The sequence below is a fragment of the Actinomyces sp. HMSC075B09 genome (assembly GCF_001812395.1).
Classification (GTDB): Bacteria; Actinomycetota; Actinomycetes; order Actinomycetales; family Actinomycetaceae; genus Gleimia; species Gleimia europaea.
In genome coordinates this window covers 504,444-519,324 of record NZ_KV808731.1, presented here as the reverse complement: position 1 = coordinate 519,324, position 14,881 = coordinate 504,444, and the positions used below count along the sequence as shown (strand labels likewise).

Sequence of the window (14,881 nt, the reverse complement as noted above, 5' to 3'; positions counted from 1 at the left end):
GAAGGGAAAGTTCTTATCTCTCGATTGTGCCACCCAAATCACAAGGAACCAAAGAAAAACCTCGAAAATAAGACAGCGCTTCAGGTCTGCAACTACAAACCAGACTCGATGTCAGCCTTCAGCTTGGCCTTTGCGCGACCACCAACGATTGTCTTCACCGCTTCGCCGCCCTTAAACAGGATCATTGTAGGAATCGAAACGATTCCGAACTTCGTGGCGAGCGTGGGATTATCATCGACGTTTACCTTGCCAACAACAATCTTGTCTGAAAGCTCGTTTGCAATCTCATCCAAAATCGGAGACATCTGCTGGCACGGGCCGCACCATGGCGCCCAAAAATCAACCAGCACCGGCAACGCAGAGCTGTTCACTGCGTCTTCGAAATTGGCATCCGAAATCTCGATTGTCTCAGCCATTCTTAACCCCTAACTAAGCGTTACAACTATCTACAGGTTCTCCAGGTAATGCTGTGCATCAAGGGCGGCCTTCGCGCCCGTACCAGCAGCCGTGATGGCCTGCCTATAACGGGGATCTGCAACATCACCACATGCAAACACGCCCGGAACGGAAGTGTTCGTAGTGGGATCAGCCACCTTGATGTAGGCGCCTTCCAACTCAAGCTGATCTTTCACCAGTTCCGTACGCGGATCATGACCGATAGCAATAAACAGACCGTCAGCGTCAAGCTCGCGGCGCTCACCCGTGACAGTGTCCTCAAGAATCAGACTCTGCAGGCTCGTTTCACCCTTCATGTCCACAACAACAGAGTTCCACGCGAACGAAATATTCGGATCCGCAAGCGCGCGCTCCTGCAAAATCTTCGAAGCGCGAAGCTCATCGCGACGATGAATCACCGTAACCTTGCCAAACCGGGACAAGAACAGGGCCTCTTCCATAGCGGAATCACCACCGCCAACAACAGCAATCTGCTTATCGCGGAAGAAGAAACCATCACACGTAGCGCAGTATGAAACCCCGCGACCAGCGTAAGTTTGCTCGCCCTCCAAACCCAGCGTGCGGTACGCAGCACCAGTTGCCACAATCACCGCGCGAGCCTGGAACTCCTCGCCGTCCGAAACAACAACCTTCACATCTGATGCAAGGTCAAGGCGCTCCACGTCTTCCATCCGCACGTCAGCACCAAACTTCTCGGCCTGTTCCTGCATCTTCACCATGAGCTCCGGACCCATCACTCCCTCAGGAAAACCCGGGAAGTTCTCTCCCTCCGTAGTGTTCATGAGTGCTCCGCCAGCCGTAAACGAACCGGCAAAAACAATCGGCTGCAAACCCGCGCGCGACGCATAAATAGCTGCGGTATAACCAGCGGGACCGGAACCAACAATGATCAGATCATGGACCATGAGACAAACAACTTTCTGTGCAAAACAAAAGGCCTACACGCAATAACACTCTAACTAACCGCTTCGCGCGCGTAAATATTTCACGCGCGGCGCAAAAAGCTCAACGAACGTCTATTTGAGATCTGGTTCGCGTCTAGTTGAGAGTGAGCTCGTCAATCTTTGCGCGGAACTGTCCTTCGTCATCCGTGGGAAGAGCCACGAAATCTAACGTCACCGTGGTTCCCACAGCTGGTTCGGACGGCGTGAGAGTAGTGGTCTTAGCCATCTTCGAGGACGTCAAAACGGGCGTCGCAAACGGATCCGAACCATCATTCACCCGCAAATCTACCTGCCCACCATCAATCGGACCCTGGAAGCTAACGCTCTTAACAGAGCTTTCCTCTGCCAAATGAATTACCAGGCGAATGCGATTATCCTCAGGTAGTTCGGGCTGGGCAAAGTAGCGAGTTTGCCACCTGGTGGACTGATCTCCATCAAACAGGTACTGCGCCCATTCTGGGTGGTCACCGTCGTCGTTGTTATATGAAATAACGTCAATCGAAGCGATCTTGGGTGCGCCCGCAGGTGGTGGAGTGGGAGCCTCCGACGGTGCTTCCTCCGTAGCCTCAACAACTTCGGTTGGCTTTGGCTCAATGTTGAAAATAGATGAAGAGAACGTGTGCGTGCCCGCCATCGTAGTTAGCGACACGATCGTAGCGGCCACCATCAGCGCCGCAAACAGCGCAATCGTAGGCCGAGTTGGATCGATACTCTGGCCCTCGTTCAAAGCATCCACAGTGGAACGAACCGAACGCATCGAGTTTTGAATAACCCGTGTGCCCGAAGGCAGTTTCATAATCGAGGAGCCACGCCGCGTGAAACTAACTTTCTTTGGCAAATCCGAATCGACGGCCTTCAAGCTGTCCGTGTCCCCAGCCATCCGTACCGGCGCACCTGTGGGCGTTGCTTTCGGAATGCTCGTAGAAGAGCGCTCGCGGACAGATTCTTCCTTCTTCGAGGCTACTGCCGCGCTCTCGTCGTCGGAAGGTTCGCCAACGCTGGGCAAACTCTCGGAACTGTCCGAGTCAGAAACGGCATCATCAATGATGTTGCCCCAGCCGGTCTCCACAGGTTCCGGAAGCTCCTCTTCCTCCTCTTTTGCAAGCTTCTCGAGGCGCTTAGCCTCCGCTTTGGCCCGGCGAGCATTCTCTCGAGCAGCGGCTGCAGCAGCAATCTTTGCGGCCTTTGCTTTAATAAAGCTTTTCGAAATATTTGCTAAATGTTTAGTTTCTTCTGTGAGTGAATGATCGGCGACGGCATCCTCGCTTAGATCATCATCCGAATCGGAGATCGCCTGAGCTTCCTCACTAGACTCCGAAGTCTTAGCTTCATCCTCAAGTGTGGGGGGAGGGGGCATTTTCGGAGAGCGCACGCTAGGGAAACGCTCATCTAAAGATGAGATAAACTCTCGCGTCTCATCCGAACTTTCGGTAGCGTCATTCTCCACGATATGCGCATCGGGCTCGGCGTCATCGGAGGTGGGCGCGCTACCGTTCAGCTCATCTTCAATATCTGACGTTTCCTTACCGCGTCTGCCTGCCCAGGAAAAAGGGTTGCGCAAACGACTAGCCAAGCGGCCCGAAACCATCTTGTCGTTCAAATCCTCAAGCAGGGCATCAAAAGATCCACTGGTCTGCTCCGGCGTGAACTGATCGCCGCGATCCTGCTCAGAATCGAAATCCTCATTCGACCCAAGATCGTCTTTAGACATAGAGCCCCCTCAATAACATCAACTGCAAGACTAATACACGCACGCAAGGCAAACCCGCGCCGCCGCCCAGTGTCGCTCAAAACCCGCCATCGGTGGGGCTCTAGCAAGTCAGATCCTCAGTTAGGACGGTACGCGGGGCTACCCGTTGTCGGTGAAGCCTTCACCGTCGCCCGAAGCTGTCTCCTCGGATGCAAATCGGCGGAAATACGGGATTCGCGACCCCAACATTCCTAGAGCTGTCTGGAAATTTCGACGATCAATCGTTGCTATGAGCGCGAAGTATCCGACGCTAACAACCACGGCCACCAGAACTGCACGCCAGAAACCACCCCAAATCGCACCCGTTACCGTGTTTGACGTATCAAACGCGCCCACAAAATGCAGCGCCCCCATACCTAGCAGGCCAGCGCCAACCGCTATCGCGCTATACTTCACCATATCTCCAATAACCACCCACGGATTCGCCTGCGGCAACCTCGCACGAACAAAATACGTCGACAAAACACCCTGCACAATGCGCGAGACGGTCTCGGCAAATAGCGCCCCAAACAGCCAGTACACCGGAGGAAGGAACATCATCAACGTCCAGCCTAAAACCACCTGGCCCAGCGTTGGCCAAAGCACCGTATAAAAGACGGGTCGGCCATCCTCCATCGAATAAAACACGCGTTGACTGAAAATAATCACCACGGCGCCCGCAAGACCCGGCAAAATAATCACCAGAGCGTTCGCATACGCAACCATCTCTGAAATCGCGTTAGACGGCCCCAAAATCTGGAAAACCGGGATCGCCGCCGCGCCCAAAATCGCTGCCATCCACATCGTCAACAACAGTGAGGAGCGCACGCCAATCTGATAATTACGCACCATGCTGGTCTGGTTACCATCAGCCGCTGCCGATGCGATCTTTGTGAACAGCGCCGTAGCAATAGATACCGAAACGATCGACTGAGGCAGCATGTACACCGTAAACGTAATGCCCAGCGCCGCAGTTGACGCCGCAAAAACACCGGTTTGCGCACTCCACGCGTTGGCCGCTGCCGCGATGTTCGACGTAGACAGGTAGCCCACCTGACCTACAACCAGCGTTGCGAACACCCAGCCCGCAATCTTTGACGCCCTGCGCAAGCCGGTGCCTCGGAAATGAAAATCCAAGCGCAACCGCACACCCGCGCGTCGGAGCGGAATGATCAGCAGCAGGGCTTGCGCAATCACACCCAACGTTGCCGGCCCCGCCAAAAGCGCCGTGCGCTGGAAATCCCACACCGACGGGTCATTCACGTCCGAGGCCGTACCGTACACGGCAATGAACACGATCAAACCGATAATCGCGATCACATTATTAACTGCCGGCGTCCACATGTACGGGCCAAAAATGCCGCGCGCGTTCAAAAACTCACCCAAGAGGCCATATATGCCGTAGAAGAAAATCTGGGGCAAACACCAAATGGCAAACACGATTGCCAGCGACTTCCACGCCGGAGCCATCAAACCGGCCGTCAAATTCACCAAAATGCCCGCGGCAGCAACCATCACTATCGTGATACCGAACATGATCAGGCCAGCCAGCGTCAACAGGCGATTCACGTAATCCGAGCCAGACCTCGTCTTAAATGCCCGCACAATCTGCGGCACCAAAATCGCATCCAGCAAACCCGCTGCCAACAGGTTAAACACCACGTTCGGCAACGTATTCGCTACGTTAAACGCATCATTCGCCCCAGCAGCACCCAACGCGGCGAGAAGTAGCGCAGTACGCAAAAAGCCAAGCCCTCGTGAAAACGTGGTGCCCAGCGCCATGATCGCCGAAGACCTAAACAGGGAGGACTCCTTCGGATCACCCACCGGCTGGTCGTGATCGCCAGCCAACTCGGCCTCACTCATCATGTCCTCCCAAACTCAAATCAGTAGGCGCACCCTCGTTCACGTGCGGTGTTTCCAAACCGCCGCTCGCATCTTCCTCGGCGATATCCACGCGGCGGCCCCGCCTAATAGTGCGCCAAATGCCCGCCGCCAGCAAAAGCGCCAAAGCAATCGAGAAAACGAGCGTACCCGTAGACTCCCATTCCGCGCGAACGCGAATCTGTAACCGTGCCGCATCATCGATCACGAGGCCATTTGGGCCCTTTACTTTAACTTGAACGGCGACATTACCTGAACCAATCGCGCGAACCGGAATTTCCGCCAACGATGAGCCGCGCGCCGGCACACTAACATCAACACTCTTCTCGATCTGCAGGCGCGGATCAGGTGAAACCAGCTCCACAACCACATTCACCGGCTCATCAAGCGCCGAACTAACGCGTACAGGCAAATGTGCCTTGCGATCCAACAGATTGATGGGGGCAGACTGCTCAACCTTTACGGACGTCGCCAACGCCTCGGCTTCCTCATTCACTCCCTTAATCAACCGCGAGCGCAAGTCTGGCTGTTCTCGCAACGCCAAAGATGTCGCCAGCAACACGCGAGAGCGCTGCTCTGCAACCGTGCCCGTCGAATCCTCCAGCGCCGAAGTCATTGCAGCCGTAGACTCAATCGCTTCGTACAGAGAACGAACCTCCGCGTCCGTGATGCTACCCGCCGAAGGAACCAGATCCGGCAGGGCAGTGCGAGGCTCGGGCGCACCCGACATGTCTTTCACGTCCGCCACGGAGATTGGGTTCACCCAACGGTCTCCCAGCGCCGCCTTCACCCGGGCCACGGTGACCTCGCTATCCGGATTACGCTGCGTCAAAGCAAGTACGGTGCGTGACTGGTTGGGTAACTGGCGCGTAATAATCGCGGTGGTAGAACGAATCATCTGCTGAACATCTAGCTCATCGCTCTTAGAAGTAGAGGAAGAAGAAAGAAGATCCGACAATGCGTTGTGTGCAAGTAAAAGGTCCGTGCCGGGCTCCTCTGCGTTCACCGCACTGCCGGTCTGTGCGTCGTAGCGAGACCACGCAGACGGGTCATAAGTGAGGACATCTAAAGGCGCCAGTCCCTGGCCCGTGCTCACAACCGTCTGATCGGCCCACAAATCCACTACCTGGCGGTCAAGCTCTTCCACCTCTGGCAAAACAAAATCATCCAAAACCTGCAAACCGGCCCCGCGCGCCACCGGCAGATTTGTTGCCGACTTCGAATCTTGCACCAACTGCACAATCTGTGAACGCTGCGAAAGATGGGCAATACCAGCCACATCCGCATCCGCTGCCGGTAGTGAAATCACCGGACCCGCACCCGCCTTCACCAGACTCCGAGCGAAATCCTCCTGCTCAAGCAAGCCCGCTCCAACCGCAAGCGTCACGCCCTCAACACCAGCTAAACTTTGCGCCACACGGACCTGCCCGCCGCGAGCATTCGTCGCCCTAACCCCCTGGTCAGTTTCATCCACACCCGTAGCAATTGAACTGACCACAGACAGGTTCAAAGGCTGGACCTCGTAACCCGAATCCCACAGCAACAAAGACCTGTCCGAGACCACGCGACCTTCTACCTCAGCCCGCACCTCGATGCCTCGCGGCCCCCAAAAAAACGGGGAATAAAAAGGTAAATCGTCCGTGGGGATAGAAATCGAGAACGGAGTTGGCGTGCCCGCCTTCACATCCTTCAGCGTCGTTGCAGCAACAAAATCACCCGCATAATTGAAATCCTCCAAATATGCCTTCGCATCCGATACCGTCACCATTGAATCTGCGCGCACAAACACGCTCAAGGTCGCCTCGCTTTGCGCCTTCGCAAAACTAACCGTGCCAGAAACCTTCACACTCGTCTGATTCGTCACAACACGGGGCGCCAGATCATCAATCTCCACGGTGTATCCAGACTCGGGGGCCGCTGGGGTTGCTACCGCCTCGAAACCCCCAAAAGCGCCGCAAACAGCGGAAACCAAAGCTCCCGCCAGCAGTATCGCAATGCCTCTAAAACGCCCGCTCACACGTTCGCCTCTGGGTACAGCAAATCCAACGCGATTGCCACCACGCGCCGCTCATTCGGATACGCCAACATTCGCGAAACCTTATCCAACGGGAACCACGCGGCGTCCTCGGCCTCTTGATCCGGATCATTCTCTACGGTTACCTCGCCCGACACGTACTCGAGCAAATAATGGTGCACCACCTTATGCACCCGGCGATCTCCCGTAGAAAACCAGTAATCAATCGACGTCAAACCCGTCACCAATCGGCCCGTGATACCGGTTTCCTCAGCAATCTCGCGAACCGCGGCTTCCTCCGCCGACTCCCCGCGCTCAAGATGGCCCTTCGGTAAGCACCACTCGATATTGCCTGCCCGATTGCGGCGCGCAATCACAGCGACCCACGGCACGCCTTCGCGCACCTTAATTACCAGGCCTCCAGCCGACGTCTCATCCACAACCGGCAAATGCCGCGCGCTCACCCTAAAACCGCGCACCGAAAAATGGCGACGCGGGGGACGCGGAACACCCATCCGAGGAGTGCCGTCATGAATATCCATGCCCCTACTCTATGACGTGGCGCGTCCGATATACCGAATTGGGAGGATTCATGGCACGCTAATAGGGATGCTAAAGGAACAAGAAACCAACAAACGGGCAACTAAAGCAAGCCAAAATGCGAACGCACTTAACGCCGTGGGGTGCGGCGACCTCGAACTGCTTCGTAGCAACGCCCAAAAAGCCCTCGCCGAACTTCCCTCACAAATCATCGAACTTGGCCACGTTTTTCACGAGGCCGGATTTGAACTCGCCCTCGTAGGCGGACCAGTACGCGACGCCTTCCTTGCCGTAACACCGCACGACTTCGACCTCACCACAAACGCCAGACCTGATGACACCGAACGCCTCCTTGGCATCTGGGGCGACAAAACCTGGGACGTCGGCAAAGCCTTCGGAACCATCGGGGCGCGCAAAGGCGACCTCCAAGTTGAGGTCACCACATACCGCACAGAAGCATACGACCCGAACTCACGCAAACCCCAAGTTGAATACGGCGACACACTAGAAGGTGACCTCACCAGGCGAGACTTCACCGTCAACGCCTGCGCCATCACCCTGCCCGACCTTGAACTCGTAGACCCGCACGGCGGCCTCCAAGACCTCGCAGATGCCGTTCTGCGCACGCCCGTGACCGCCACGCAATCCTTTGACGACGACCCCTTACGCATCATGCGCGCCGCACGGTTCAGTGCCCAACTTGGCATCGACGTGTCCGAAGACGTCATGAAAGCCATGGAGCAGCAAGCACCCCGCCTCGAAATCGTCTCCGCAGAACGCATCCGCTCCGAGTTCGAACGGCTACTGACATCCCCTAAGCCACGGCGCGGCCTCGAACTCATGGTCCACACCACGGTTGCCGACATCGTCCTGCCTGAACTATCCAACCTCCAAGACCTCAAAGACGAGCACAACAGACACAAAGACGTCTACGAACACACCCTCACCGTCCTCGAACATGCAATCGCCCTCGAATCCGGTCCCGACGGGCCTGTTCCCGGCCCCGATTTCATCCTCCGGTTCGCAGCCATAATGCACGACATTGGCAAACCTGCCACGCGCAGATTCGAACCCGACGGAACCGTCACATTCCACCACCACGAAATCGTCGGCGCGAAAATGACCAAAAAACGCATGGTCGCCCTCCGCTTTGACAAAGCCACCACCAAAGCCGTTGTCGAACTAGTGCGCCTGCATCAACGATTCCATGGTTACGGTGAACAACAGTGGACCGACTCTGCCGTACGCAGGTACGTTACCGACGCCGGTCCCTACCTCGAATACCTCCACCGTCTCACCCGCGCCGACTGCACTACGCGCAACAAACGCAAATCCGCATACCTCCAAGCCGCCTACGACGACCTCGAAAATCGCATCCACGAACTCCAAAAACAAGAGGAACTAGACGCGGTACGGCCCGACCTGGACGGCGGTGAAATCATGCGACTGCTGCGCCTAAAGCCGGGTCCGCAAGTTGGAAAAGCATACAAATACTTACTCGAACTACGCATGGAACGAGGCCCCCTTAGCAAGGCGGAAGCCGAACACGAACTACTAAAATGGTGGGAATCGCAATAAATCCGTGCACAATTACTACATAGACGAAACGAGGAACCCGGCATCCGATAGCCGCCGGGCAATGCTCTAGAAAGGTGGTTCACATGGCTGACAGTCGCGAACCTAATAAAAACAGCAACCGGAAACCTTCCGGACTGCCTTCGCGCCGCTCCATCCACCACAAGGGCTCGACCGCCAATACCGGATCTAAGGCGTCCTCTTCTATTCCTAAGCGCCCCCAAAGTAAAGCCGCCGATACAGCGCCGCCTTCGCCTCGAAAAAATACAAGCAGTGCGAGTAAACCGAGCGGCAAAACCGGCAAGAAAACCGCGAACAAACCCGCTAGCAAAAACGTCAAAAAGACAAGCGGCGGGAAAAAGAAGAAATCTACCGGCGCGCGTATTGGAATCGGCATTCTCATTACCATCCTCATGATGGTCATTCTTGGCTCCGTCGGGTTTATGCTCGCTTACGCCTCCGTTACTGTGCCAAAACCTGGAGAGTTTGCGATGGCACAAAAAACGACCGTCTTCTACTCCGATGGTGAAACCGAACTGGGCACCTTTGCCGAAATTGACCGCACCATAATCGACACCTCAACCATTCCCGACTACGTTGGGAAAGCAGTCATAGCTTCTGAGGATCGAACTTTCTACACCAACTCTGGTATCGATCTGAAGGGCGTAGCCCGCGCCTTCATCAACAACGTACGCGGTGGTTCTCTGCAGGGTGCCTCCACACTCAGTCAGCAATACGTCGAGCGATACTACCTGGACACCACCACGAGTATCCCGGGCAAGATTAAAGAAGCCCTGCTAGCCCTCAAAATCAACAGGCAGCAATCCAAGGAGGAAATCCTGGAGAACTACCTGAACACTATCTACTTTGGGCGCGGCGCGTACGGAGTAGAAGAAGCTTCGCTCAAATACTTTGGGCATCCCGCAACAGACTTGACATTGAGCGAATCAGCCATGCTTGCCGGCATCATTCCCGCGCCCTCCGCGTGGGATCCTGCAGTAGACCCCGACATGGCACAAGCCCGCTTTGACCGCGTCCTTAAACACATGGTTGAAGATGGTTGGATCACTCAGGAAGAAGCAGATAACACCGCCTTCCCCGAAACTATTGACCCGCAATCTGAAACCAGCATGACTGGCTGGAAGGGTCACCTAATGCAACAGATCCGCAGCGAATTTGAAAGCCGTGCAGGCATCACGCCTGAACAGCTGGATTCGGGCGGTTACGTGATTGTTACAACTTTGGATAAGGACCTGCAGAACTTTGCCGTTGAGGCAGTTAATGAACTTCCGGACGATCACAATGCAGGACTTCAGGTGGCTCTTTCGTCCATTAACCCAGCCAACGGAGAAATACTGGCCGAATTTGCTGGGGCCGACTACCAGGAACGCCAATCCAACTCCGTTACACAGGACAGGGCAATGGCAGGATCAACGATGAAGCCATTTGGCCTCATCGCATACATGCAAGCCGGTGGAACAATCGAGGACATGTACAACGGCAACTCGCCGCTACAAATCACCGACAAGCGCACCGGAGAAGTCACGCCCCCGCTCAGTAACTATGGAGACTACTCATTCGGCTACGTCAATATGATTCGTGCGACCGCGCTATCCATAAACACCCCATTTGTTGAAATGAATAACGAAATGGGGCCGGGCAAGACGCGCGAGGCTGCAGTTAAGCTTGGCCTTCCAGAAGACACGCTGGGCCTTGACGACACGATCCGTAATATCCTCGGATCAGCATCACCGCACAATCTGGACCTAACCCGCGCATACGCCACAATCGCGTCGGGGGGCCTTCGTAGCACGCCTCACATAATTAAGGAAGTTACCCGCTACGACGGCGAACAAATTTATCAAGGCCCTACAAGCACCGAGCGCGTATTCGACTCCGAAATCATTTCCGCTGCGCTTCCGGGCATGCAGGCCAGTGCCCAGTGGGGATCCGGTGAAAAAGCTGGAATAATCGGCCGACCCGTTTTGGCCAAGACCGGTTCATCTGAAGAAAATCGTTCTGCACAGTTCGCAGGCGCAATCCCGCAACTTGCAACCGTCGTGTCGATGTACCAGATCGGCGAAAACGGCAACGAAGTCTCCATCACCCCATTCGGTGGAGAATACGAAGTTACCGGATCCACATGGCCGGGTACCGTGTGGCAATCGTACATGTTGAAAGCGATCGACAAGTACGAGGTCGCAGACTTTGACTGGTACAAGCCTGACTTCCGTAAGTCCACGTTCAAAACTTACACGCCTCCAACGGAGACTACAGCTACAGAAACTAGGAGTACAGAGAGGAACCAGGAACCAGCGCAGACGCAAGCTCCGAACGAAACAGGCGCAACTAATCCTCCCACCGAGCCAGCAACTGAACCCGGTGAGGATCATTAACCCATAGGTTGGACGGCGCCTCGTCAGGGGCGTCCTTCAATTTCGTAGGACATAAAAGGTGCCGCCCTCAAAATCATGAGGGCGGCACCTTTTATGCGTAAACTACTTGGCGCTTACACGAACCTTGACTCGTGCGGAAACCTCCGGGTGGAGGTTGACGGTCACGTTGTGGTCGCCAACGTACTTGATAGCCTTCTCCACGACGATCTTGCGACGATCGATGTCGATGCCGGAAGCTTCCTTGATAGCGGAAGCAATATCACCGGTCTTGACAGCGCCGTAAAGGGCGTCGGTGGTGGAAGCAAGCTTGAAGATCTCAACAAACTTGATTTCCTGAAGCTGGTCACGAACCTCGCGAGCGTCATCCACGTTTGCGATTTCCTTCGCACGCGCGCGCTCAGCGATCTTGTCCAGTGCCTTCTGTGCGCCCGGCGTCCAACGCTCAGCTAGACGACGCGGAACGAGGTAGTTGCGAGCGTAGCCGTCCTTAACGGTAACGACGTCACCAGCAGCACCGAGGTTAGGGACATCGTGGGTCAAAATTAGCTTTGCCATTATTCAGTCTCCTCCCTCTTTAACGTCCGGAGCTCGAGTACGGCAGAAGAGCCATCTCGCGGGCGTTCTTCACGGCCTTCGCGATCTTGCGCTGCTCCTGAACAGACACGCCAGTTACACGACGGGCGCGGATCTTGCCGCGGTCCGAAATGAACTTGCGCAAAAGCGCGGTGTCCTTGTAGTCAATCTTTTCAATCTTGGCGGACTTTAGCGGGTTCGCCTTCTTCTTAATCGGCTTATTGCGAAGTTGAGGCTTCGCCATGGTGTCTCCTAAAAATCTCTCGCACTAGCGTGCGCCCTTGTTGTTGAGCAAAGTTAGATAAGAACCGTTAGAACGGAGGCTCCGAATCGAAGTTCGTGGAACCACCCGTTGCCCACGGGTCATTAGAAGCCCCGCCCTGAGGCGCGTCGTAGCCAGCGTCACCGCCGTAAGACGGTCCGCTTGAACCAGAGGAATCTTGCATTCCGCCCTGGTTGTATCCGCCGCCGCCCCCATAGTTGGACGGGTTGCGGGTAATCTGCGTGCGCGCGTAACGAAGCGACGGGCCGATTTCGTCGACCGCGAGCTCCATGGTTGTGCGCTGCTGGCCATCACGGGTCTCGTAGGAACGCTGCTGGAGACGCCCTTGAACAATCACGCGTGTTCCCTTAGTTAGGGAGTCCGCTACGTTCTCTGCAACATCGCGCCACACAGAGCAGCGCATGAACAGGGTTTCCCCGTCCTTCCACTGCCCAGAGTTGCGGTCAAAACTACGCGGAGTAGACGCAACGGTGAAGTTAGCAACCGGTGCGCCCGACGCGGTGTAACGAAGCTCCGGGTCGGAAGTCAGGTTGCCGATGATCGTGATTACGGTATCTCCAGCCATCTTTGGCTCCTCAGATTCTCATCCAGTGTTACGCTTCCGGGCGCATCAGCTTGGTGCGCATCACGGATTCGTTTAGTGACAGCAGTCGGTTGATTTCCTTGGAAACTTCCGGCGTAGTGGTCATGTCTACAACCACGTAAATGCCTTCAGACTGCTTGTTGATTTCGTAAGCAAGACGACGCTTGCCCCAAATGTCGACGTTCTCAACGGAGCCGCCAGCCTCGGTTACCTTGGTCAGAAGCTTCTCCATCGAGGGGCCGACGGTGCGCTCATCAACGGTGGGATCGAAGATCACCATCAGTTCGTACTTACGCATGTTTCCCCACCTCCTCTGGTCTCAACGGTCACGGTAGTTCCGTGACAGGAGGGATATGCGAATCGGTACACAAATGTGGACCGAACTCTCATGCTATCGTGATGGCCCCTTATGTACCAGACCGCGCGAACAAATGTGAGCAACTCCCACGAAAACGCGTGTTACTGAGTCTCTTCGGCTTGAGCAATCCATTTCGATCCGCGAACGCGTAGTCCGGTAGTGAGCGCACGCGCTCCCATGAATATGCCGGCAAATGCTACCCACACCCACATAAGTACTGTGGTTTGCGTAGTGGCAGTAAGGGTCTTCTCATCCGCGAAAACCTCCAGGATAATCCACAAAACGGGCAGGTATGGCACCAGCGTGAGTATGCCGGCCACAGCGAGGAAACGGTTGTCTCCCGCGCCTATCAACACGCCATCCATCATGAAAACAAAACCGGCCAGAACTTGGAAACCGCCCGCAATCCACAGGCCGCGCATAGCTGCGCTGTGCATGGTTGGGTCGGTTCCGAAGATCCATGGAAGTAGGCCGGATGCAGCGATAATCACAAGTCCGAGCACAGCGCCAGTTGCAACACCCCAAATAGTGATGCGGCGAACGAGCGCGCGGGTTCGTGCACGGTCGCCGGTACCGATGGAGTAGCCGGTTAATGACTGGGCGGAAATTCCAAGAGCATCGAGAGCGAAGGCCGCGAAGTTCCACACTGTGTTTACAACCTGGTGGGCGGCGAGGGCAATCGCGCCCGCACGCGTAACTACAGCAACGGTTGCGAGGATCGCGATGCGCAGTGTCAGAGTGCGCACAAGTAGTGGCAGGCCAGCGTTTGTGGCGCCTAGCAATCCTCCGAATGATGGCTTCAGGCTGACGCCCTCACGCCGAGCGCCTTTAACCACTACGGCCACGAGGATGATCCCCATCAAGGTTTGTGCTATTGCGGTGCCCAAACCAGAACCGGCAATCCCCATGTCTAGCCCGTAAATGAAGATCGCGTTTAGAGCTGCGTTGCCGGCTGCACCTGCCGTGGCAACGTACAGCGGGGTTTTTGTGTCGAGGAGACCGCGTAATGTTCCCGTCGCTGCAAGAACTACGAGCATGCCTACGAGTCCGGGTGATGAGTACTGCAGGTAGGCGATGGCGTGTGGGATAACAGTAGTGTCGGCTCGGAACCAGCTGATGATGATGGGGGCTGCCAGAATGAGAGCGCTCGCGGTTATGACGCCAAGAAGTGCGGCTAACCAGATTGCCTCAATGCCTGCACGCAAGCCAGAAGCAATATTCCCTGCACCTAGTGCTCGCGCGGTGATCGATGTTGTGGAGTAAGCCAGGAAAATGAATAGGCCTACCGCCGTCATAAGGATCGTTGAAGAGAGGGCGAGGCCCGCTAGCTGCTCCGTTCCTAGGTGCCCCACCATAGCCGAGTCGATGGTAGTGAACAGTGGCTGAGCCAAAAGTGCCCCGAGTGCGGGGAGGGCGAGACGGAGAATCTCTCGATTGAGCTCTAAACCTTCAAGTTGCGGTTCAGTCTTACTTGAGTGTTGTGCCAAAGTTATCCACCTATTTACCTTCGACTTTTGTTCCACAGGGTGTGAACAAAACTGTGGAT

14 protein-coding genes are annotated in these 14,881 nt (G+C 55.7%); 2 read left to right on the top strand and 12 right to left on the bottom strand.

All coding sequences use genetic code 11. The features are described from left to right. Positions 1-92: 92 nt before the first annotated feature. From trxA to HMPREF2854_RS03170, 6 genes are all read right to left on the bottom strand, one after another. Positions 93-416 carry a thioredoxin gene (gene trxA, locus HMPREF2854_RS03195; RefSeq protein WP_070618864.1) on the bottom strand — a complete coding sequence of 108 codons (324 nt, stop codon included), beginning with the start codon at positions 414-416 and terminating at the stop codon, positions 93-95. A 30-nt stretch (positions 417-446) separates the two neighbouring features. Next, positions 447-1,361, bottom strand: a complete 915-nt coding sequence (trxB, locus tag HMPREF2854_RS03190) for a thioredoxin-disulfide reductase (protein WP_070618861.1) — start codon at positions 1,359-1,361, stop codon at positions 447-449. A gap of 133 nt (positions 1,362-1,494) precedes the next feature. Next, positions 1,495-3,111, bottom strand: coding sequence for a hypothetical protein (locus tag HMPREF2854_RS03185; RefSeq protein ID WP_070618858.1), 1,617 nt, complete (start codon positions 3,109-3,111; stop codon positions 1,495-1,497). Between the two features lie 138 nt (positions 3,112-3,249). Further along, positions 3,250-4,995 (bottom strand): murein biosynthesis integral membrane protein MurJ, encoded by a 1,746-nt coding sequence (murJ, locus tag HMPREF2854_RS03180; protein WP_070618855.1) that lies wholly within the window; start codon positions 4,993-4,995, stop codon positions 3,250-3,252. Then, positions 4,988-7,030: a DUF6049 family protein gene (locus tag HMPREF2854_RS03175; RefSeq protein ID WP_070618852.1), complete on the bottom strand. Its 2,043-nt coding sequence runs from the start codon at positions 7,028-7,030 to the stop codon at positions 4,988-4,990. The genes murJ and HMPREF2854_RS03175 overlap by 8 nt, the downstream gene beginning before the upstream one ends. Beyond that, a complete protein-coding gene (locus tag HMPREF2854_RS03170) occupies positions 7,027-7,569 on the bottom strand; it encodes an NUDIX hydrolase (protein WP_070618849.1) in 543 nt (180 codons plus the stop codon). The genes HMPREF2854_RS03175 and HMPREF2854_RS03170 overlap by 4 nt, the downstream gene beginning before the upstream one ends. Before the next feature lie 67 nt (positions 7,570-7,636). On the opposite strand from HMPREF2854_RS03170, the gene HMPREF2854_RS03165 reads away from it, so the two are divergent. After that, on the top strand, positions 7,637-9,145 hold the full coding sequence (locus HMPREF2854_RS03165; RefSeq protein ID WP_261666642.1) for a CCA tRNA nucleotidyltransferase: 1,509 nt from the start codon (positions 7,637-7,639) through the stop codon (positions 9,143-9,145). Positions 9,146-9,224: 79 nt separating this feature from the next. On the opposite strand, the gene HMPREF2854_RS08805 is transcribed toward HMPREF2854_RS03165, so the two are convergent. Continuing rightward, a complete protein-coding gene (locus HMPREF2854_RS08805) occupies positions 9,225-9,566 on the bottom strand; it encodes a hypothetical protein (RefSeq protein WP_261666641.1) in 342 nt (113 codons plus the stop codon). 67 nt (positions 9,567-9,633) lie between these two features. Here HMPREF2854_RS08805 and HMPREF2854_RS03160 point away from each other — a divergent pair, with 67 nt between their 5' ends. Then, positions 9,634-11,538: a transglycosylase domain-containing protein gene (locus HMPREF2854_RS03160; protein WP_233187639.1), complete on the top strand. Its 1,905-nt coding sequence runs from the start codon at positions 9,634-9,636 to the stop codon at positions 11,536-11,538. Positions 11,539-11,640: 102 nt separating this feature from the next. On the opposite strand, the gene rplI is transcribed toward HMPREF2854_RS03160, so the two are convergent. The 5 genes from rplI to HMPREF2854_RS03135 all read right to left on the bottom strand — a co-directional run bounded on the left by rplI (position 11,641) and on the right by HMPREF2854_RS03135 (position 14,822). Further along, positions 11,641-12,093, bottom strand: a complete 453-nt coding sequence (rplI, locus tag HMPREF2854_RS03155) for a 50S ribosomal protein L9 (protein WP_070618843.1) — start codon at positions 12,091-12,093, stop codon at positions 11,641-11,643. 19 nt (positions 12,094-12,112) lie between these two features. After that, entirely contained in the window at positions 12,113-12,355 is a 243-nt protein-coding gene (gene rpsR / locus HMPREF2854_RS03150) for a 30S ribosomal protein S18 (protein ID WP_016444433.1), read from the bottom strand. 67 nt (positions 12,356-12,422) lie between these two features. Then, positions 12,423-12,959 (bottom strand): single-stranded DNA-binding protein, encoded by a 537-nt coding sequence (locus HMPREF2854_RS03145; RefSeq protein ID WP_070618840.1) that lies wholly within the window; start codon positions 12,957-12,959, stop codon positions 12,423-12,425. 28 nt (positions 12,960-12,987) lie between these two features. Then, positions 12,988-13,275, bottom strand: coding sequence for a 30S ribosomal protein S6 (gene rpsF / locus HMPREF2854_RS03140; RefSeq protein ID WP_016444431.1), 288 nt, complete (start codon positions 13,273-13,275; stop codon positions 12,988-12,990). 161 nt (positions 13,276-13,436) lie between these two features. Continuing rightward, positions 13,437-14,822 carry an MATE family efflux transporter gene (locus HMPREF2854_RS03135; protein ID WP_083309380.1) on the bottom strand — a complete coding sequence of 462 codons (1,386 nt, stop codon included), beginning with the start codon at positions 14,820-14,822 and terminating at the stop codon, positions 13,437-13,439. Between the last annotated feature and the right edge of the window lie 59 nt (positions 14,823-14,881).